The 20,755-nt window shown below is 62.3% G+C and carries 20 protein-coding genes; 18 read left to right on the top strand and 2 right to left on the bottom strand.

Annotated elements, in window-relative coordinates; translation table 11 throughout:
* Positions 1–20 precede the first annotated feature (20 nt).
* From AB4Y34_RS24535 to AB4Y34_RS24525, 3 genes are read left to right on the top strand one after another with little or no spacing between them, the layout of a single operon-like run.
* Positions 21–803: an outer membrane lipoprotein-sorting protein gene (locus AB4Y34_RS24535; protein WP_176377711.1), complete on the top strand. Its 783-nt coding sequence runs from the start codon at positions 21–23 to the stop codon at positions 801–803.
* A gap of 26 nt (positions 804–829) precedes the next feature.
* On the top strand, positions 830–1,672 hold the full coding sequence (locus tag AB4Y34_RS24530) for a hypothetical protein (protein WP_368717476.1): 843 nt from the start codon (positions 830–832) through the stop codon (positions 1,670–1,672).
* A 2-nt stretch (positions 1,673–1,674) separates the two neighbouring features.
* A complete protein-coding gene (locus AB4Y34_RS24525) occupies positions 1,675–3,309 on the top strand; it encodes a cytochrome c (protein ID WP_368717475.1) in 1,635 nt (544 codons plus the stop codon).
* Between the two features lie 39 nt (positions 3,310–3,348).
* On the opposite strand, the gene AB4Y34_RS24520 is transcribed toward AB4Y34_RS24525, so the two are convergent.
* A complete protein-coding gene (locus tag AB4Y34_RS24520) occupies positions 3,349–3,906 on the bottom strand; it encodes a lytic transglycosylase domain-containing protein (RefSeq protein WP_246392187.1) in 558 nt (185 codons plus the stop codon).
* 641 nt (positions 3,907–4,547) lie between these two features.
* Here AB4Y34_RS24520 and AB4Y34_RS24515 point away from each other — a divergent pair.
* On the top strand, positions 4,548–5,336 hold the full coding sequence (locus AB4Y34_RS24515) for a response regulator transcription factor (RefSeq protein WP_176108491.1): 789 nt from the start codon (positions 4,548–4,550) through the stop codon (positions 5,334–5,336).
* A 33-nt stretch (positions 5,337–5,369) separates the two neighbouring features.
* Here AB4Y34_RS24515 and AB4Y34_RS24510 read toward each other — a convergent pair whose 3' ends face one another.
* Positions 5,370–6,521, bottom strand: a complete 1,152-nt coding sequence (locus AB4Y34_RS24510) for a histidine kinase (RefSeq protein ID WP_368717474.1) — start codon at positions 6,519–6,521, stop codon at positions 5,370–5,372.
* 285 nt (positions 6,522–6,806) lie between these two features.
* On the opposite strand from AB4Y34_RS24510, the gene AB4Y34_RS24505 reads away from it, so the two are divergent.
* The 14 genes from AB4Y34_RS24505 to AB4Y34_RS24440 all read left to right on the top strand — a co-directional run bounded on the left by AB4Y34_RS24505 (position 6,807) and on the right by AB4Y34_RS24440 (position 20,575).
* On the top strand, positions 6,807–7,517 hold the full coding sequence (locus AB4Y34_RS24505) for an SCO family protein (protein ID WP_176377716.1): 711 nt from the start codon (positions 6,807–6,809) through the stop codon (positions 7,515–7,517).
* Between the two features lie 27 nt (positions 7,518–7,544).
* Positions 7,545–8,234 (top strand): response regulator, encoded by a 690-nt coding sequence (locus AB4Y34_RS24500; protein WP_368717473.1) that lies wholly within the window; start codon positions 7,545–7,547, stop codon positions 8,232–8,234.
* 169 nt (positions 8,235–8,403) lie between these two features.
* On the top strand, positions 8,404–8,853 hold the full coding sequence (gene gspG, locus AB4Y34_RS24495; RefSeq protein WP_176378121.1) for a type II secretion system major pseudopilin GspG: 450 nt from the start codon (positions 8,404–8,406) through the stop codon (positions 8,851–8,853).
* A 26-nt stretch (positions 8,854–8,879) separates the two neighbouring features.
* Positions 8,880–10,079 (top strand): type II secretion system F family protein, encoded by a 1,200-nt coding sequence (locus AB4Y34_RS24490; protein WP_368717472.1) that lies wholly within the window; start codon positions 8,880–8,882, stop codon positions 10,077–10,079.
* A 20-nt stretch (positions 10,080–10,099) separates the two neighbouring features.
* Positions 10,100–11,812, top strand: coding sequence for a GspE/PulE family protein (locus tag AB4Y34_RS24485; RefSeq protein ID WP_368717471.1), 1,713 nt, complete (start codon positions 10,100–10,102; stop codon positions 11,810–11,812).
* Positions 11,793–12,665, top strand: coding sequence for a hypothetical protein (locus AB4Y34_RS24480; RefSeq protein WP_368717470.1), 873 nt, complete (start codon positions 11,793–11,795; stop codon positions 12,663–12,665). Before AB4Y34_RS24485 ends, AB4Y34_RS24480 begins: the two co-directional genes overlap by 20 nt.
* Complete coding sequence (locus AB4Y34_RS24475; protein ID WP_368717469.1) at positions 12,662–13,192, top strand: PilN domain-containing protein; 531 nt, start codon at positions 12,662–12,664, stop codon at positions 13,190–13,192. Before AB4Y34_RS24480 ends, AB4Y34_RS24475 begins: the two co-directional genes overlap by 4 nt.
* Positions 13,189–13,761, top strand: coding sequence for a hypothetical protein (locus AB4Y34_RS24470; protein ID WP_368717468.1), 573 nt, complete (start codon positions 13,189–13,191; stop codon positions 13,759–13,761). The genes AB4Y34_RS24475 and AB4Y34_RS24470 overlap by 4 nt, the downstream gene beginning before the upstream one ends.
* Positions 13,758–14,492, top strand: a complete 735-nt coding sequence (locus AB4Y34_RS24465; protein ID WP_368717467.1) for a hypothetical protein — start codon at positions 13,758–13,760, stop codon at positions 14,490–14,492. The genes AB4Y34_RS24470 and AB4Y34_RS24465 overlap by 4 nt, the downstream gene beginning before the upstream one ends.
* Positions 14,489–16,777, top strand: coding sequence for a secretin N-terminal domain-containing protein (locus AB4Y34_RS24460; protein ID WP_368717466.1), 2,289 nt, complete (start codon positions 14,489–14,491; stop codon positions 16,775–16,777). Before AB4Y34_RS24465 ends, AB4Y34_RS24460 begins: the two co-directional genes overlap by 4 nt.
* A gap of 3 nt (positions 16,778–16,780) precedes the next feature.
* Positions 16,781–17,338, top strand: coding sequence for a type II secretion system protein (locus tag AB4Y34_RS24455; RefSeq protein ID WP_368717465.1), 558 nt, complete (start codon positions 16,781–16,783; stop codon positions 17,336–17,338).
* Between the two features lie 8 nt (positions 17,339–17,346).
* Complete coding sequence (locus AB4Y34_RS24450) at positions 17,347–17,736, top strand: type IV pilin protein (RefSeq protein ID WP_176119772.1); 390 nt, start codon at positions 17,347–17,349, stop codon at positions 17,734–17,736.
* Positions 17,737–17,789: 53 nt separating this feature from the next.
* Positions 17,790–18,326, top strand: coding sequence for a type II secretion system protein (locus AB4Y34_RS24445; protein ID WP_255215096.1), 537 nt, complete (start codon positions 17,790–17,792; stop codon positions 18,324–18,326).
* A 371-nt stretch (positions 18,327–18,697) separates the two neighbouring features.
* Positions 18,698–20,575: a sulfatase-like hydrolase/transferase gene (locus tag AB4Y34_RS24440; RefSeq protein WP_176377726.1), complete on the top strand. Its 1,878-nt coding sequence runs from the start codon at positions 18,698–18,700 to the stop codon at positions 20,573–20,575.
* Positions 20,576–20,755: the final 180 nt, after the last annotated feature.

Below are 20,755 nucleotides of genomic sequence, written 5' to 3'. Positions count from 1 at the left end.
AACAAAGGGAGGGGTGAGCCATGAAGCGGTTGTTTTCGATGACGGTGCCGATGGCGGCCTTGCTGGCCGCGGCCCTGATGCCGGCCGCGGCGTCGGCGGCCGACCTGAGCGCGGCGCAGATCGTGGAGCGCAACGTCGCTGCGCGCGGCGGTCTGAAGGCGTGGCAGGCCGTCAACACGATAACGATGACAGGACAGATCGACGTGGGCGGCACCAAACCAGTCAAGCTGCCGTTCACGATGACGATGAAGCGGCCGCACAAGAGCCGCTTTGAACTTCGTTTCGACAATCAGACCGCGTATCAGGTCTACGACGGTTCGCAAGGCTGGAAAGTCCGGCCTTTCCTCGGACGCAATGACGCCGAGCCTTATACGTCTGCCGAGGCGAAATCGGCCGCGAACACCGCCGATCTCGACGGCCCGCTGATCGACTACGCGAGCAAGGGCAGCCAGGTCGCGGTGCAGGGCATGGATACCGTGGAGGGCCACCGCGCCTACAGGCTCTTGCTGACGACGAAAGATCACACCGAGCGTCATGTGTGGATCGACGCGACGAACTTTCTCGAGCTGAAAATGGATGGCGACCCGCGCAAGCTCGACGGGCGCATGCACAACGTCGCCGTCTACTTCCGCGATTACCACGCGGAAAACGGCCTGGTCGTGCCGCATACGCTCGAGACAATAGTCGCGGGCGTGAAGCAGACCCATCAGATGACGATTCAGCACGTGACGGTGAATCAGGCCGCCGACGATTCGCTGTTCGCCAAGCCGCAACTCGCCATGGTCAAGGTGCCGGCTCGCTAGCGACGGCAGCACACCGGGAGAAGGTCATGAAACGGATTGCCTGGTGGTGGTTGCTTGTGGCGATCGCCGCCGCGCTCGTGCTGGCGCAAATGCCGGCCGCGAGGTCGGACGAAAGTCTTGGCACGGAGGAAATCGTCGCGAGGAACGCCGAGGCTCGCGGCGGCGCGGATGCCTGGCGAAAGGTCATGTCGATGGAGTGGGTCGGGCACGTGGACAGTCCGAATGCGCCCGCGTCGAATCTGCCGTTCATGCTCACGTTGAAACGTCCCGACCTTACTCGCTTCGAGGTCACGGCGGCCAATCAGACGATCGTGCACGTATTCGACGGCAAGGAAGGCTGGAAAGTGCGCCCGTCGGGAAGCGGCGGTCCGGATGTGCGCCCCTATACGAGCGATGAAGTGAAGTTCGCGCGCGACGCGCAGGTCATCGACGGCCCGTTGCTCGATCACGCCGCGAAGGGCATCGACGTCGCACTCGAAGGCACCGACAAGGTCGAAGGACGCGATACCTATCGTCTGTCGCTGCGCTTGCCCTCCGGTGCGACGCGCCACGTGTGGGTCGACGCGCAGAATTTCCTCGATGTGAAGTCCGACCGCGAGGCGCGCGGTCCTTCGGGCCAGCCCGCGATCGTCGAGGTGATGTATCGCGACTTCGGGGACGTGGATGGCGTGCGGATTCCGTTCGTCATCGAAAGCGGCCCGGTCGGGACGGATAGGAAAGACCGGCTGGTGATCGACAAGGTCACGCTCAATCCGCCCCTCGACAGATTGACGTTCGCCAAACCTGTTTGGCAGGGGCGGCACGCTTCCGTCGCGATCGGCGCCGATACTTCGCCGGCGAGCGGCTCGCCGGTCCGGCCGGTTCCTTAGACATGCGCCGCGCCGGATTCTTTGGGGTAGCGGCCGCGCTTGCCGCGCTGCTGCTGGCCGGCGTGCAACAAGCGCGCGGCGCGCCTCCCATCGATGCCGGCGAGTCGATCTACCAGCGCGGCATTGCCGGGTCCGGGGAAGCGGTTCAAGCGAGCCACGATGGCGGCGTGCGCATGCAAGGCGCCGCCGTCGCATGCATGAATTGCCACCGGCGCAGCGGGCTCGGCGCGCGCGAAGGCAACAGCACCATTCCACCGATCAGCGGGCAGTATCTGTTCCACCCGCGGGTTCAGAATCCCGAGGAACTGGAGATACCCTACGTCGACGGCATGCGGGCCAATCGCGAGCCGTACACGGACGCGACGATCGCCCGTGCGATCCGCGAGGGCGTCGACTCCGAGGGCAAGCCACTCAGCAATCTGATGCCGCAGTTCGCGCTGAACGACGCGGACATGGCGGCGTTGATCGGCTATCTGAAGCGGCTCGACCGGCGCAGGGCGCCGGGCGTCACGGATACCGTGCTGCACTTCGCGACGATCATCACACCGGACGCGGATCCGGTGAAACGGCGCGGCATGCTCGACGTGCTGGAACACTATTTCGCCGACAAGAACGCTTCGCCGCTCGGCGCAACGCCGCCGCTGCGCACCTCGCGCAAGATGATGTTCATGGTCAACCGACGCTGGGAGTTGCATGTGTGGGAACTGCACGGCCCACCCGAGACCTGGCACGAGCAGTTGAAAACGTATCTGACGCAGCAACCCGTATTTGCGGTGTTGTCGGGAATCGGCGGCAAGAACTGGGCGCCCGTTCACGACTTCTGCGAGCAGGAAGCGGTGCCGTGCCTCTTTCCCAACGTCGACGTGCCAGTCGAGACCGACCAGGACTTTTACTCGATGTATTTCTCGAAGGGCGTTCTGCTCGAGGCCGGGCTGATCGCGAAGCGTATTCTCGACGCGAATAGCGGCTCACCGGCTGGCATGGTGAAGACCGTACGCCAGCTGTATCGCGCGAGCGACAGCGGCGAGGCGGCGGCGCTTGCGCTCGCGAGCGCGCTGAAGGACCACGGCGTGAGCGTATCGAGCCACAGGCTCGCGCCGGGCGATAGCGTTGCCGAAGCGCTTCGCGGTGCGCGTGGAACGGATGCGCTGGTGCTGTGGCTGCGGCCACCTGATATCGCGGCGGTCGCAGGCAAGCCGCCCGCTTCGACTCAGGTCTTTGTGTCGGGACTGATGGGTGGCCTGGACCGCATACCCTTGCCGCAAAGCTGGCGCGACGCCGCGCGTATCGCCTATCCGGTCGACCTGCCCGAGGGACGACGCGTGCGTGTCGATTACGCGTTCGGCTGGTTCGCGATCAGGCATATTCAGGTCGTCGACGAGCGCGTTCAGGCGGACACCTATCTCGCGTGCGGGCTGCTCGCCGAGACCCTCAGTCACATGGTCGATGCGTTCGTCAGAGACTACCTGGTAGAACGCGTCGATGACATGCTCGACCATCGGATCCTGACGGGCTACTATCCGCGCCTGACGCTCGCGCCGGGTCAGCGCTTTGCGTCGAAGGGCGGTTATCTCGTTCGCTTTGCGCAACCCGGAAACACGCGTGTCGTTGCCGATAGCGCGTGGATCGTGCCATAGCAGCCGGGCAGGGCGGCATGACAGCGCCGCCGGCGCGCATCAGCCGCTGACCGTCAGCAGACGCCGGTAGCGGTCCAGCACGCGCGGCACATACTGACGCGTCTCGGGGATCGAAGGGATGCGATAGCCGGCCCGAATCACGGCGTTCTCGCCCGCGTTGTACGCGGCCAGCGCAAGTTCCATGTCGTCCTGGAAGAGATCGAGCAGGAAGCGTAGATAGCGCGCGCCTGCCAGCACGTTGTCGCGCGGATTGAACATGTTGCCGCCCGAAAAGCGCCGCGCGGTGTCGGGCATCAACTGCATGAGACCTTGGGCACCTTTGTCCGATACGGCATTCGGGTTGTAGCGCGACTCGACGTCGATCACCGCGCGCAGCAGTTCGGGCGCCACGCGAAAGGTGCGGCTTGCTTCTTCGATCACGGCGCTGAATGTGCTGTTTGTACGTTTCGCACTTCGCTCGGGCGGCGGGTCTCCCGCGACGATCACGCGCAGTCCCGCCGTGCCCGGTGTATTGGTCAGGACGATCGCACCTTGGCTGTCGACCGCGCCAAAGATGTCCGCATGCGCGAGCCCAGTTGATGTCATGCCGAGGGTCATCATGACCGCCCGAAGCGTACTCGCCGACAGCAAAGAAGAGCGCTTGCGCATGTTCGACATCCCTCCGCGTCGTCATTGTGAGTCGCGCAAAAGGACCTGAGCAATGGGGCACCCTCCTACTTTTGGAGGTGCGTCGAGTAGGATATTTTCTGAATTGCAGAAATGTTACGTCTGTAACGAATCGTGAGATCCGTCAGGCTTGGCTACTGTTCGTCATTCGCTTCAAGGAAGGAAAATAGTTCCGATAGGGACGGATGGCGGAGTTTGTACTGCCTCCCATGCACGAAACCCAGGAAGGACCCGCTTTATTCCTATTTTTACCAAAATCAGTTTTTCCGTCCAACGTATCTGTTTTGAAACGTTTTTCGCCAACTTGGTTAATCAAACTTAAAGTTCCGAGGTGCTTCCCGAATCTGGAAAAGGTCCTGAGCCAGATGGCGCGAACCTTGCACAGCAAGGCCGCACAGCCAATAGGACGTGGTCAAGAAAATGTGTCAAGTCCAAGTAAGGGTATATTAATTTCTTGGAAAGAAATATCCAAGGAATCAGAAAGAAATATTTGAAAGAAGAAAAATCGTCCTGCCACAGGCGCTTACGGTTGATAAATCAACCGTCCATGCTCTAACGAGGAGTTGGGGATCGTGAATACCAAATATCGCGTCCTGGTCAGCGAGGATCATGATCTGCTGCGAAAAGGATTGTGCTCGATGCTGTCAGCACAAGGCGAATTCCCTGTTGTCGGAGAGGCGACGGACGGCAAGCAAGCCTGCCAGTTCGCCATGGCACTCAATCCTGATCTGATCCTGATGGATCTGTCGATGCGCGGCATGAACGGCATCGACGCGAGCGCGGCGATCAAGCGCCGTTCGCCTCACGTGCGTATCCTGGCGCTCACCGTGCATCAAAACGAAGAGTACGTGCGTGAAGCGCTGCGTGCGGGCGTCGACGGTTATGTGCTGAAAGATGTTTCGTTCGACGAACTGATTGTTGCGATGCGCGCGGTGATGCAGGGAAAAAAGCATCTGAGCGCCGATGTGTACGGCTACATGGTCGATTCTTTCATTACCGGCCGCGAAGCAGTGGCGCCGAAGAACGCGTGGGACATTCTCACGGCGCGCGAGCGCAGTGTGCTGAAGCTGATTGCTGAAGGGCGTACCAACCGGCAGGTCGGAGAATATCTAAACCTCAGCCCGAAGACGATCGAGAAGTATCGGGCGAGCGTGATGCACAAGCTCGCCATCGAGAATCTGACGGAACTCGTGCTGGTCGCGATCAGCATGGGGCTGTTGACTTCGCTCGCGACCAAATGCGCGGAACGCGATTCCGACAAGCCAGTCCAGCCGCCGGTTGCGCACCCGGAGCCGCCAGCGGCACCCGGCGATGTCGAGGAACTGCCTGCGTCGAGGCTCAGTGGACCAGCAGCCGGATGAGGGCAGCGCACGTGGGCGAGCCGGCGGTTTCCGTCAAAGCGTCCAACTCGCCGATACGAGTGTGCCGATGGCGTCGGAAGAGTGGATCGAGAGAAAGCCACCCTGCGATTCGACACGGTGTTGCATGCCGGCGAGGCCGAGGCCCATCGAACCAATGTCTTCAGGTGACAGGGGGCGCGTATCGTAGCCGGTGCCGTTGTCCTGAACGGTGAGCAGCAGACCGGTGTCGATCCGTTGCAGGGTGAGCCGGATCTCGGTTGCCGCTGCATGCTTGACGATGTTATTGAGCGCCTCCTGAGCGAGGCGGAAAATGTCCGCCTTCAGGTAGTCGGGCACATCGCGGTCGTCGACGTCGCAGCGGAAGTTCACCGCCAGGCCTTCGGCACTGCGCTCGACGCGCCGGCACAGCGTGTTCAACGCGACGGCGAGACCCAGCCGGTCGAGTGCTAGCGGACGAAGTTCGCCGCAAATCTGTCGCATCTCGCCGATCGCCTCGCGCACTTGCAGGACGGTGGCGTCGAGCTTTTGCGCGGCGTCTTCGGCTTGTCCGCGACGCAGGCGCATGCGCGAGTCCTCGACCATCAGCTTGATCAGCGTGAGCGCCTGGCCTAGACCGTCGTGCAGTTCGGCGGCGAGGCGTTGACGCTCGCGTTGCTGACCGATCATCAGATACTTCAGCCGATCGCGGGCCGCCGCTTTGGGGAGATGGACGCCAGGCGCCAGCGAGGCATCGGCTGCAAGGGGTTCCTCGAAGAGCATCAGTTGCGCGGCTTGCCCATCGGGCGGTTTCTGCTGCGCCTCGTCGGACGCGATCGCTTGGCGGTGCAGTAACAGCAAGGTGGGACGGCCATTGCGCAAGGTCAGCATCGTGGTGATCGGAGCAAAGTCGTGAGCGGGATCGACCGATAGCTGGGCGGCGAGCGATGCGCGTTCGCCCTCGGGCGCTATGTCCAGCAGCGAGCGGCCGACGAGTTCGCCGTTCGCGTATCCGAGCAACGCTGCGGCGCTGCGGTTCACCGACAGAAACGCGCCATGCGCCGACAAGATCGCAAGCGCGGCGCCGCGCGCGTCAGTGACGTTGTCCAGTCGCGTTTCGTCGAGTCGCGCCGCAATCCCAAGCTTGCGCATCGCATCGACAAGGTCGCGCAACCTCAGTTGCCGTGCAGCGGGCGGAGGTGCCTGCATGGGATCTCCCCAGCGAGTTTGCTTAAGGAAACTTTAAGCATCGGTTATGAAATTGTAGGTCCGCGCACGTCGCTCTGCCAACAGGACAACTACGCACGTCACGCGGGGGACACTCCGCTTTATGCGGGGTGGATGTTACCGCTGGTAGACGTACCCTACCGCGCTTTGGGGGACTTTATCCAATGACGTGCGCGGGCGATTTCATGAGACTGAATTGAACGGCCGGGTGCGCCGCTGTGCTTCTTGCATCGCGCCATTGCCATTCCATTGTCTCAGGAGACCCCGATGAAGACGAACCGCACATGGATGATCGGCGCGCTGGTGCTGACCGGCGCAGGGCTGACAGGCGTCGGCGCCGTGGCCGCGCCTGCCGAAGACGTCGCCGATGGCGCCGCGATCGAGGTGCAACATCATCAGGCGACGGACATGCAGCCGGCGCCTGCCGGGAAGATGGCCCACGACACCGCGATGCACATGCATCACCACCATGACATGACCACGGGCACGGTGCGCTCGAGTGTGCAATACACACTGCCCGCAGTGACGCTGGTTCGCGACGACGGCAAAGCTGTTTCGCTCCCCGACGAGCTGAACGACGGCCGTCCGGTCATCCTGACGTTCATCTACACGAGTTGCACGACGATATGCCCAATGGTCAGTCAAACCTTCGAGGAATTGCAAGCGAGGCTCGGCGCCGACCGTGACAAGGTTCATCTCGTGTCGATCTCGATCGATCCCGAAGAGGACACGACAGCCCGCCTGAAGGCCTACGCCGCCCGCTTCGATGCCGGCCCCGAGTGGCAGCACTACACTGGCACCGTCGAGGCCAGTATCGCGGCTCAACGCGCGTTCAACGTCTATCGTGGCGACAAGATGAATCACACCGCCGTGGTCTTTTTCCGCGCGGCACCCGGCAAGCCGTGGCTGCGTCTGGACGGTCTCGCAACGCCGGCCGAACTGCTGAGTGCTTACCACGACGTCGTCGCCTCGAACTAGTCATGGGGGCCGCCAGGAGCGAGCAAAGTGGCGACGACTTATCACGTACTGATCGCCGAGGATCAGCATCTGCTGCGCGGCGGTCTCCGTACGATGGTGTCCTCCCTGCCTGACTACACCGTCGCGGGCGAGGCGACCGACGGTATCAACGCGTGCAGTCTCGCCTGGGCCATCCGGCCCGATCTGATCCTGATGGATCTCTCGATGCCTGGCATGAGCGGCATCGAGGCCATTGCCGTGATCAAGTATCGGATGCCGCAGGTGCGGATCATCGCGCTGACGATCCACAGCAGCGACGAACACGTGCAGGAGGCGTTCGCGGCGGGCGCCGATGGCTACGTGATCAAGGACGCCTCGTTCGAAGAACTCGTCGGCGAAATGCGCCTCGTGATGGAGGGCAAACGCAACCCCGCGTTCGAACAGCATGCCGGGAACGGCGTATCGTGCGATCCGCTGCCAGGCGTTTCGCGCCATGCGCAGCTATGGCGCACCTTGACCGCTCGCGAACGCGCGGTGCTGAGGCTTGTCGCGGAAGGCTGCACCAATCGGCAGGTCGGCGAGTATCTGCAACTCAGCCCGAAGACCATCGAAAAGCACCGCGCGAGCCTGATGCGCAAGCTCGACGTGACGAACGTCACCGGCCTCGTGCTGATCGCGCTCGACATGGGTGTGCTGCCGTTGTCGAAACCGGCACGCGCGCTCGATCGCTTCCTGTGAAGGACGCGGGAACTGGAGGGTCTTTACCCATCCCTTTGGTCTGGTCTCCCTACTTCTTGCCGGTGTCCACCTGAACAAGAATGAGCAAAACGGCTCTGGTGTTATCGGGCCGATGGGTCGACAGAAAGGGGGCACCGTGCGCAACGAATCTATCCCGATCAGGGCCGCCATGCGCAGCAGCGTGACGCTCCCTCCACGCATTGGCGATGCACGTCGGCGCAACGGCGGTTTCACGCTGCTCGAACTGCTCGTGGTCATGGTCATCATCGGCTTGCTCGCGGGGCTGGTCGCGCCGCGCTATTTCGAACAGGTTGGCAAGTCGAACACCAAGATCGCGCGGGCCCAGATCGACTCGTTGAGCAAGGCGCTCGATCAATACAGGCTCGACATGGGCGTCTATCCGACGACCGAAGAAGGCCTTCAGGCGCTGATGACCAAACCTCAGGACGCAACGAACTGGAGTGGCCCGTATCTGCAGAAAGCGGTGCCGCCGGATCCGTGGGGTCGCCCCTACCATTACCGCTCGCCCGGCGAGCATGGCGACTACGACCTGTACTCGCTCGGTAAGGACGGCAAGGTCGGCGGCACCGGTGAGAACACGAACGTCACGTCCTGGTAGTGGGGCTCTCAGCGAGGAGAATCGACGTGAAGTACCTGCTGCGCGGCTTCGATACCAGCGGTTCAGTGCAGACGCTTCGCGTCGACTGCGATTCGTCCGCAGCCGCGATAGCGCTCGCGCGCGCAAGGGGATTGCGCGTGGTGTCGGTACGTGCGCAAGCGCGAGGTCAGCGCCGGTCTGGCTGGAGCGCGATGCCGGGCGCGAAATTCAACGTCGACCTGTTCGCGCGCGAACTCGCGGCATTGCTCGATGCCGGCGTCGGCGTGATCGACGCATTGCGCACGCTACGCGGCAATGAGCGCCGCGAGGCGTCGGCGGAGGTCTATGGCGATCTGCTGCGGCAGCTCGAAGAAGGGCACTCGCTGTCCGCGGCGCTCGAGCATGCAAGCCGCGTGTTTCCCCCTATCCTCGTGGCGTGCGTGAAAGCGAGTGAACAGACCGGCGGTCTTGCCGACAGTCTGACGCGCTATTCACGCAACAGTGCGCTGCTTCACGAACTGCGCGGCCGCGTGGTATCGGCCGCGATCTATCCATCCGTGCTACTGCTCGTAGGCGCGGCCGTCGTGCTGTTTCTGCTGGGTTTCGTCGTGCCGCGCTTTGCAACCCTGCTCGAGCATAGCGGACGCGAGCTGCCGCTGCTCTCACAGTTGCTGATGGCCTGGGGCGGCATGGTGCATGCCCACGGAATGGCCATCACGGTGGGCCTCGCCGTGGTGGCGGTGACGGTCGGCGTCGCGCTGCGCCGGGTCGCGGCGCGCAACTGGATCGCGGATCGCCTGCTCGCATTGCCGGGTATTGGTCTGCACTTCCGCGTGTTTCGCCAGTCGCAGTTTTTTCGCACTACAGCGATGCTGGTCGAAGGCGGCATTCCCGCCACGCGTGCCTTCACACTCGCCAGTGGACTGGTGAGCCGGGCCGATCAGACGGCCGTGGAAAGTGCCATGCAGCAGGTACGCAATGGCGCGAGGATCTCCGACGCGTTCCAGCAAGCGGGTCTCGCCAACGCGATTACCTATCGCTTGCTGACCGTCGCTGAGAAGACCGGTGGCCTGGGTCCTGTTCTCGACAGAATCGCCGCATTCCAGGAAGCGCAAGTGTCGCGCACGATCGATCTGATTTCGCGACTGATCGAGCCGGCGATGATGATTTTCATCGGCGTGGTGATCGGAGGGATTGTCGTGTTGATGTACATGCCGATCTTTGAAATTGCGTCGAGCATCCAGTAGGCCGTGTCGAGGGGAAACGCATGGATACGATCAGCGAGGCACCGCGATCTCAGGGCGTTGAATTGCGTGACGCGCTGCGCGCGCTCAGCGACAGGCACGGCTCGGGCATTCGCGCACTGGAAGAGTTGATGGTGCAGGCGTCGCTAAGCGCCGACGAAATGGTGATTCGGCTCGCCGGGCAGTTCCGCATGAAGTCGATCGGCATGCAGGAATTGAACCGGCTGGAAGCGGATTTCGAGGTACTGCCGTTCGTCGAAGCCACCACCCGGCTGTGCGTGTGCTTTCGCGAGCCGGATCGGAACGGCGCGCTGCTGTTCGTGATCGCCGATCCGCTCGACGCTCGCACGCGCGGCGTGATGGAGCACCGGATGCGTGCGCGGCCCACTTCGCGGTATAGCTGGGCGCTGGCGAGCGTTGGTGACCTCACCGCGTGGCTCGCCATGCGCGAAAAAGACGTGCGCGCGATGGATTCGCTCGCCCTCGACGATGAGGTGCAGCACACCGCCGATCCCGCTTCGCTCGCGCTGACGTTGCAGGGCATCAGCAGCGACGACAGCGCCGTGGTGCGTCTGCTCAACTCCACCATCTACGACGCGTTGAAGATGATGGCGAGCGACATCCATCTCGAATGCCGTGCAAACGGGCTGAAGATCAAGTGCCGGGTGGATGGCGTGCTGACCGTGGTCGGCCGTGCCGAGGGACGCGATGTCGCGGACCAGGTGCTGTCGCGCGTGAAGGTCATCTCCGAACTCGACATCGCGGAGCGCCGCGTGCCGCAGGACGGTCGCTTCAAGGCGGTGTACGCGGGCCGCGAAATCGACTTTCGCGTGTCGATCATGCCGAACCAGTTCGGCGAAGATGCGGTCCTGCGCATTCTCGACCGTTATCAGCTTTCGCAGGCGCCGGGCGGATTGACACTCGAAACACTGGGATTTCGTAGCGACGATACGCGCTTCATGCGCTCGGTGGCGTCCATGCCCTACGGAATGCTGCTGGTGACGGGGCCGACGGGCAGCGGCAAAACGACGACGTTGTACGCGATTCTCACCGAGATCAACGACGGCCTGGAAAAGATCGTCACGATCGAGGATCCAGTCGAATATCAACTGGGGGACATCCTGCAGATACCGGTGAATGAAGCGAAGGGACTGACGTTCGCCCGCGGATTGAGATCGATCCTGCGGCACGATCCGGACAAGATCATGGTCGGTGAAATCCGCGATCCTGAAACCGCGCAAATCGCCGTGCAGGCTGCGTTGACCGGACACCAGGTGTTCACGACGGTGCACGCGAACAACGTGTTCGACGTGATAGGCCGCTTCACGAACATGGACGTCGATCCGTACAGCTTCGTGTCGGCCCTCAATGGCGTGATTGCGCAGCGGCTGTTGCGTCAGTGCTGTGCCGACTGCGTGGTGGACGACACGGTCGATCGAGACACATTGGCCCGTTCCGGCATCGATCCGGACAACGTGGGCAGCTACCGCTTTCGCCACGGCGCTGGCTGCGCGGCTTGCCGTGGCAGCGGCTATCGCGGGCGGCGCGCGGTCGCGGAAACGCTGCGCATGAACGACGAGTTGCGGCAATTGTTATCGGAGCGCGCGCCACTTGGGCACATCAAGGCAGCCGCACTGCGCTATGGAATGCAGACCATGCGCACGGCCGCGCTCTCGCTCGTGAAGCAGGGCGAAACCACACTCGAGGAGATCAACCGTGTCACCATGGTTGAATAGTCCGCTCGCCATCGGCGTCGGTACACGCGAACTGGTCATGGCGGCGACGGCGCCGCGCTGGAGGGTTGCGCGCCGTCAGGCCGCAGCGCTTGCGGAACCCACGAGCGTTGCCATTCCCGATGAGCAGTGCTTCACCGAAAGAGGCGTGCTCGACGCGTTGAACATTGCATTTGCCGCCAACGCCGGGCAGACGGCGCGCACGGTATTGGTCAAACGCCAGGCGCACATCATGCTGGACGATTTCTGGGCGAGCCACGCCATCTTGCGAGGCGACTTCCGCACACTGAGCGCAAGCGAAACCAACCAGATCGTGCTCGCTCACTTCTCTGATCTGTATGGCATCGAGGCCGAGTCCGTGCAGGTGCGCTTTTCGGTGCAGCGCGGGGGCCATGCGGTCTTCGCGAGTGCCATCGCTTGCACGCTGCACGACGGCATCCACGATGCGGGGATGGCGGCGGGCGTCGACGTCCGGTCTCTCAAGCTATGCCTGCCAGAATTGCTCAATCGCGTGCAGAACGCCGCCGCCGGTGCCGGCACGGCGCTGCTGTTGTTCGTCGCGGACACGCTGATGCAGGCTGTGCTGTTCGAGGAAAACCGTTGGGTCGCCTATGACTCGCAGCGTATTTTTCCCGGCGACGCCAGCGACGCCGAGCGGATCGCCGCACGCGCCGAACAGTCGTTCGAGCGTCTCGCCGGACGAACGAGCGGGAAACGCGAGGAATGCAGAATATGTCTGTGCGGCGCCGAATTGGATCCTGCGCCATTCGAGGGGCGCTTTTGCGCGACGCAGAGCGTCGCGCAACCGGCGATGGACAAGCCGGTCGCGTATCGCTTGATGGAGGCCGCGCGATGATGCCCCGCCTTCACATCGATTTTGGCCGCCGCCGCTTGGAAGGCGCTCCGGCGGGGATGGTGCTGCTGTGTGTCGCCAGCCTGTTGTTGCTGGTGAGTGGAGAACGGCTCTGGCACGCCTACGACGAAAGCGACCGCGTGCAAGCGCAACAGGACGCGCAGCGGCGCCGGCTGTTTGCAGAATCGCACTCCGCGAAGATGCCGCCGACGCCGGCCACGCGGCTCGCGGAGAACCAGAGCCTCGCGGTGTTGCGCGAGCTGACCGTGCCGTGGCAGGACCTGCTGTCGATCGTCGAGGACTATCCGGACCACGACGTCGCGCTGATAGGCATCGATCAGAGTCCTGCGCAAAGCCAGATCCGTATCACGGCGGAAGCGAAGAACTTCGACGCGATGATCGCGTACCTCCGGTATCTGCAGGACAGTGTGCTGCTGCGCGAAGCCGTGCTCAACGATCACGTTATCGAAACCAATGTGCCTGGCACGCCGGTGCGCTTTCAGATCACCGCCGTCTGGAGAAAGTCATGAACGGCGCTCGGATGAAGGACAGGTTGCTCACGTGGCGTTTCGAGCTGCGGCGCACGCTCGGACTGCCGGGCTTGCTCGGCGCATTGCTGCTGGGGGCGGCGGCGGTGGTCGCCGTAGCGGCTATGCGAGTCGACGCAAACGTCGATTCGCACGAGCTGCGCGACTCCGAGCGTCTTGCGCACCCCGCCAAGGCGCGTCATGCCGACGCCGAGCGTGCGGCGGTTGTCGACGCGATTTCACTTCATGCGTTACCCGAACTGTTCCCGGGTTTCGCGCAGAGCGCCGACGATATTGCGACGATCCTCGCCCAGGCGCACGACAGCAACCTGACGCTCGGCTCGGCCGAGTATCTCGTGACCAACGATTCAAGCGCGCATTTTGTGCGCTATCAGATGCTGCTGCCGGTCAAGGATCAGTATGGTGCGATCCGGCGTTTTCTGGCGTCGGTGCTCAATAACGTACCGAACGCGGCGTTGCGCGAGATCCATGTCGAGCGCCCCGCGGTAGATGGCAACGTACTGGATGCGCGGGTGCGCTTCGAACTCGTCTATCGGGCAGCGCAGCCATGAAGCCCGATCTCGTCGGCCGCATGTTGCTGATGGTCTGCGCGATCGCTGCGGTAGGGATGGCTTTGCGTGAGCTGAAACCCGTGCTGCGCACGCCGACGATCGTGACTGCGATGACAGGCGCGCTTCGCAGCGGGGCTGCGCTGCGGATGGTTGCCTTGCATCGCGACGGGGCGGCGCGTGCGGCTGGTGCGGTGCCGGCTGCTGCGCCGGCTGTGGCAAGTGCACCGAATGTCGCGAGTGTGGCGAGCACAGTGAACGCAGCGCATCCGGCAAGCATGGCGAATGCGACAAACGCCGCGAGCTCGGCAATTGCAGCAAGTTCGCCGACTCCTGTCAAAACGACCGGGTCAGCGAAATCAGCACCGACAGCGCGCGACAAACTCCGCGCGCTCCGTACGCCACTCTCGCTTGAATCGGCGAACAATCCGTTCGCCGCGTCGTCGTGGCTGCCGCCACCGCCGCCCGTGGTCGTGGCCCCTGCGCCACCGGAGCCCGTTGCGCCGCCCACCGCGCCGCCCGTGCCGTTTACCTACCTCGGCGAACTCGACGCCAAAGCGGCAAAACCCCAGGTTTTCCTCAGCAACGGCGATCGCCTGCTGATCGTTTCGCCGGGTGAAGTCATCGACGAGCAGTATCGCATCGAGTCGATTTCGGAGAGTGGCGTCGTGCTGACTTATCTGCCTCTCAATGAGAGACAGATACTAACCACGCAAGCGAAGGACAATAAATGAAAACCGCACGCAACCGGGGTGAGAGCCGCCACGGTGACAGCGGCTCGTGCAAACATCTGTCCGCTGCCAGATCGCCTGGCGACCAGCGTCCCACGGTCAATTGGGCCGCGGGGCGGCTCGCGTTGCTGAGCATCGCAACCATGCTTGCCTTCAGCGGCTGCATTCATGCGCCGACCCGTGAGAGCGATCCGACCAACGCCGAGTTGCAGCTCAACTATCTGCGCGACCGCGATCATAAGGTCAATGCGCTGCTCGACGAAGCCGACCAGTTGCGTCAGAGCTATCAATTCGATGTCGCGATCCAGAAGCTCTACGCGGCCAGCCAGCTCGATCCGAACAGCGAACGCGGGCGCAATATCGGCGCAGCGATCGATCGGGATCGCCGCGATCTGGTCTCGCTGCAGGAGGCCGACCGGATGATGCGGCGCGGTTCATATACGTTGGCTTCCGAACGCATTCACCGCGTGCTGGCCCAGAACCCAACCAATGCGATGGCGCAGCAGATGGCGCAGGAGATCGACGAAAAACGGCAGCAGCAACGTGCGGCGAAAGATGAGGACATTGCCGCTTCGTCGATCATGCGCACACCGGTGACGCTGCAGTTCCGCGACGCGAATGTACGGATGGTGTTTGAAGCGTTGTCGAGGACCTCGGGCTTGAACGTGATCTTCGATCGGGACGTGCGTGCCGATCTGAAGACCACGATCTTCGTGACCAACGCGTCGCTGCAGGACACGGTCAACATGATCCTGATGCAGAACCAGCTCGACAAGAAACAGCTCAACGCGAACACGCTTTTCATCTACCCGGCTACCGCTGCGAAGCAGCTCGAATACCAGGAGCTGAAAGTGCGCACATTCCAGTTGTCGAACGTCGAAGCCAAGCAGGTCCAGTCGCTATTGAAAAGCCTGTTGAAGATCAAGGAGGTCGTCGTCGACGAGCGCGCCAATACCGTCACGATCCGGGGCACGCCCGATACGATTCGCGTCGCCGAGGATATGATCGCGGCGCAGGATCTGCCGGAGCCCGAGGTGATGCTGGAAGTGAAGGTTCTGGAGGTGTCCCACGACCGGCTGACCGACCTCGGTATCGAGTGGCCTAATACATTTACGATGTCGACGCCGTCTACCGTGGACACGTGGGGCGCGTTGCGTCATTTGCCGCTCAATGCATATAACGTCAGCGGTCTGTCGGCCACAGCGAACTTCAAGCTTAGCGACGTCGATGCCAACCTGCTGGCGAGCCCGCGCATCCGCGCGCGCAACAAGGAAAAGGCGCGGATTCTGATCGGCGACAAGGTACCGGTGATTTCGAGTTCGAGCACGCCGAGCACGAGCGGGCCGTCTTACGCACAGACCATTCAGTACCTCGATGTCGGCATCAAGCTCGAGGTCGAGCCACAGGTCTACCGTGACGGCGACGTGGGCATGAAGCTGAACCTCGAAGTCAGCAACATCACCAAGACGATTTCCAGCAGTAACTCGTCAACGGGGCTCACTTCGCTCGCCTATCAGATCGGCACGCGCAGTGCGTCGACGAGTCTGCGGGTGCGCGATGGCGAGAGCCAGATTCTCGGCGGCCTGATTCAGGATGAGGACCGCGTGACCGCCGACAAAGTGCCGGGGCTTGGACAGTTGCCTTTGCTCGGGCGCCTGTTCTCGAATCACAACGGCGACCACTTGAAGACGGAAATCGTGCTGCAGATTACGCCGCATATCGTGCGTCCGCAGCAATCCGCCGACGCCGATACGCAAGAGCTGTGGTCGGGGACCGACGTGAATGTGCATGCGGAGCAGTTGCGGCTCGATCCGGTGGGGGCCGAGGCGGCTCAACAGGTGCCGGTTCCCGCGGTGCGTGCGCCCGGCAGTGTCGGCGGCGGCACGACAGGGGCGTCACGCGATTCCCAAGCCGCTGCGCAGGGTTCCGGCACGGTGCCGCCGACCAGTTCGTTCGGCCAACTGCCGCCGGCGCCGCGCACCACGCCTCCGCCCGCGCCCTACGGTGGCCGTTTCTCGACACTGCCGAGCGTGCCAGCGGCGCCGCCGGGCCCTGTGGCGGTTCCGGGAGCGGAGCAGAGCGGGGCTGAGAGCGCTGCGGCCCCAGACGCGAATGCGGCACAGGCAGGCACTCAGGCTCAGGCTCAGGCTCAGGCCCCCGCGGCCGCTCCTGCACCCGCTCAAGCGCCGGCTCCGCCGCCCGCGTTTCCCCCGGGGAACGTCGTGATGCCGCCAGGGGATATGCCGAGCGACAACCCGCTGCGTCCGATTCAGAACGGTGGTTACTGAGCCATGAAAGCGCAGGCGGACGCATTGGCTTCGCGTCGCCGGTCTGGCGCTCGCCAGCGCGGCTTCACGCTGATCGAGCTGGTGATTACGCTGGCGCTCGTCGGCATCCTGGCGCTCGCGATCATGCCGTTCTCGGAACTGATCGTGCAGCGTCAGAAGGAGCAGCAACTGAGCGCGGCGCTGCGTGAGATTCGCACCGCACTGGACGCTTACAAGGAAGCGAGCGACACCGGCCTGATCGAGCGGGAGGCGGATGCATCCGGCTATCCGCCCTCGCTGACCGTGATGGTGACGGGCGTGAAGAATGCGAAAGATCCCAAAGGCGGCTTGTTGATGTTTCTTCGCCGCGTGCCCCGCGATCCGTTCTTTACGGGCGACGCGGATATTGCGGCCGAGGACACGTGGAACGTGCGCGCCTTTGGCGAGGCACCGGATCCAGGTGAGGGCGGTGACGCGGACAACGGTTCCGCCGGCAATTCGCGCGCCGGTAAGGACGTGTTCGACGTGACATCGAAATCCGATCGGGTCGGCATCAACGGCATTCCATACAAACAGTGGTGAGCCGCATCATGACAACCGTGCGCGCGCGTAAAGCCAGAGGCTTCACATTGATTGAACTGGTGGTCGTCATGGCGATCATCGGTCTGTTGCTGACGGTTGCATTGCCCCGTTACATGCACAGTATCGAGCGCGGCAAGGAGCAAGTGCGTCAACAGAACCTGGCGGTGATGCGTGACGCCATCGACAAATACTATGGCGACAACGGCCAATACCCGGACACGCTCGACGATCTGGTGACAAGGCACTATCTGCGCGCAATTCCGGTCGACCCCGTCAACGGTGACGATAAATGGGCGGCGGTGGCATCGCCTGACGAGAGCAAGACGGGTGTCTACGACGTCATGCCGGCGAGCAGTCCGCAGGGGATGCCGAAAGATCGGGCCGGAGCGGCGCAATGAGCGATGTGAGCCCGCGGGCAATCAGACGTCACCCTGTCGCTCGCGAAAATGGAATGGTTCTGCTGGCGCTCCTGATTGCGCTGATGCTGATGTCGATCGCATTGATGGGCGCGCTCGACGTGTGGTCGCTTGAGCGGCAGCGCGAACGGGAGCGGCAACTGCTGTTCGTAGGCAATCAGTACCGGCTCGCGATTCTTCGCTACTACCGCGCTGGAAGGGCGCTGCCGGCGTCGATCGACGAACTGCTCGACGACTCGCGTTTTCCGGCGCCGCTGCATCATTTGCGCCGCGCCTATCCGGATCCGGTGACGGGTAAGAACGATTGGGTTTTTATGCAACAGGGCGCGCGTATATACGGCGTGTATAGCAGTTCCACCGACTTGCCGATCAAACGCGCTGGTTTTCCACTTCTCTATCAGGACTTCGAAAATCAGAAGACCTATGGCGGCTGGCAGTTTTTCTATTTGCCGCCGGTCGTGCGCAACTACACGAACACGCTGAGCGCGCCGCCGAAACCGCCGACCTCCTTCGATCCGCTGAACGGCTCGTTGCCCACTTTCAACGGGCGCAGCGTGGGCGGCTTGCGCTGAGCGGACAGCCGTCCGGTTGGAGCTTATGGCCGAATCCATTGCTTACGCCGGCGAAGCGATCATCACTGGCGGTGCAGGGACGGCAACAGAACAATGTGCGCTACCGCACATATCTCGACGTTTCCTCTTCCGTCGCCTGCAGAAGAAACTAGCATCAAACGCACAGCCTTCCCCGCATCCTCCCTTTGCCGGCTCAGGTCTGAAAACATCAATTCAGAAAAGCGGACCGCGCGTCTCTTTAGCCGGACAATTCAGAGGAGACCGAACAGAGGTCTCTTCATATAAATCAACGCTGATTGAATCGCCTCCACTGCGCTGCAACGCGACAGGGCAGATGCCTTCGTCGTTCTATCTAACATGGAGAAACGATTATGGACCGTCGCGAATTTATCAAGAAGACATCGGCGATTGGCGCTGCACTGACTACGCCAAAGCTCGCGCTTGGCGCATCCGGGTCGGCCACGGGCGACGCCGCGCACAAGGGAACCCCCAACATTCTGTTCATTCTGCTCGACGAGATGCGCTACCCGCGTGTGTTCCCGGCGGGAATCAACAGTCCGGGCGACTTCCTCAGGCATTTCATGCCCCAAACGCATTCCCTGTGGAGAAGGGGCGTTAAGTTCTCCGGACACTACACGGCCGCCTCCGCATGTACACCAGCACGTGGCACTTTGGTGACTGGTCTTTACTCGCAGCAAACCTGGGTACTGACGACTATCTTCGATAACCCGTCAAGTAAAGGTTCGCTTCAACCAACGCTCAGCCGGGTGTTTCCGACCTATGGCAAGCTGCTGCGCAACCTCGGTTATTCGACGCCCTACATCGGGAAATGGCATCTGTCGGTCACCGTCCAGGGGCAGCGCGAGCTTCAGGAGTACGGATTTCAGGCGATGACTTTCCCTGATCCAACTGGCAGCAACCTGCAGGGCACCGTCGGCGATATTCCCAACCTGTACTACAGCGACGAGTACATCGCCAATCAGGCGGTAGCGTGGCTCGGCCAGCGTAAGCCGAACGAAGCCCCCTGGTGTTTGACCGTAGGCCTCGTGAACCCTCACGACAAAGAGTTCTTCCCGGCGGGAACGGAATTCCAGACTTACCATGATTATTTCGCGAACTCGAACTACAACCCCAACGGTTATCAGCAATGGCGGGACTACACGGTAGGGCCGCCGAACTACGATTGGAATACCAATCCACTCAAGAATCCACCGACGCTGGCGTACGCGGCGGTCCCGCCGAACTGGGAGTCGGCGGATCGCATCCAGCGCACCAAGCCGGCAGCACAGGCGTTCAACAGAATGATCCAGGAGGCTATATGGGGTGGTGTTCAGGATGATCCGGATAGCGCTGACTTCGTCATCACTGAATATCCTGTGCCGATCCAGGGGGTGACGAAAGGGATCGGCAAATCGCCATTCAGTTACTGGAAGCGTAGCCTCGAGTCGTACACGCAGATACTGACAGACGTCGACGAACGGATTGGCGAGATCGTCCACTCGCTGCCTCACGATGTCGCGCGCAACACGATCATTATCCTGACGTCCGACCACGGCGAATACGCTGGCGCGCACGGTATGGTGTCCGGCAAGACCTCGACGTGCTACGAAGAGGCGTACAACATCCCGTTGATCGTAGTTGATCCTACGGGACAGTATGCGGGCGACGTCGACAAGATCCGCGACGGCCTGACTTCTTCAGTCGACATTCTTCCGATGCTGGTGACGATAGGCAACGGCGGTAACCGCAATTGGCTAACGGGCGACTACGCGCAGTTGTACGGCGGCAGGCATGATCTTCTTCCGATGCTGAAAAGCGATTCGGCAGCCGGCCGGCCCTATGTCACCTTCACGACCGACGAAACACTGCCTGAGTCGTACATACCAAACGCGTCGAGTACGCCGACGCATATCATTGGTCTACGCACTCAGGCGAACAAGCTTGGCACCTATTCGTTCTGGGCACCGGAGTCGACGACCATCTCGGGCCGAAGCCAACTCGAGTACTACGACTATGCGACGACGGCAGGACAACTGGAACTCGACAACCGTTACCGCGATCCAGCGGCCCGAGTGCTCTATCAACAGCTGCTGACGGATGTTTTGCCTAACGAGTTGAGGGCGCCGCTGCCCGGGAGTTTGGTGGCTGCCCAGACGCTCGCCGAGGCGAGATATGTGAGCTACGTCAGGCTGATCAATTCCGGGGGCGTGAGCGAACCGCAATTGCCACTGTCGATCGGCGATATCTGACGTCGGGGCGAGGCTTGCGCCGGAGGATCGGCGGCTATTTGTGAAAAGGGGGCGTGCTGACGAATTCCAAGATCCTTTGAGCAGACGCACGCGCGACAAAGGCCGTACAGTAGCATCCAATTTGTTGACTGCGGCTCTATCAGCTTACACGCAGCACTTTGCTGTCTGAGCAGCACGGTG

Origin of the sequence: Paraburkholderia sp. BR10954 (assembly GCF_040965775.1) — a bacterium.
GTDB lineage: Bacteria > Pseudomonadota > Gammaproteobacteria > Burkholderiales > Burkholderiaceae > Paraburkholderia > Paraburkholderia youngii.
This window is presented reverse-complemented; position numbering and strand designations above follow the sequence as displayed.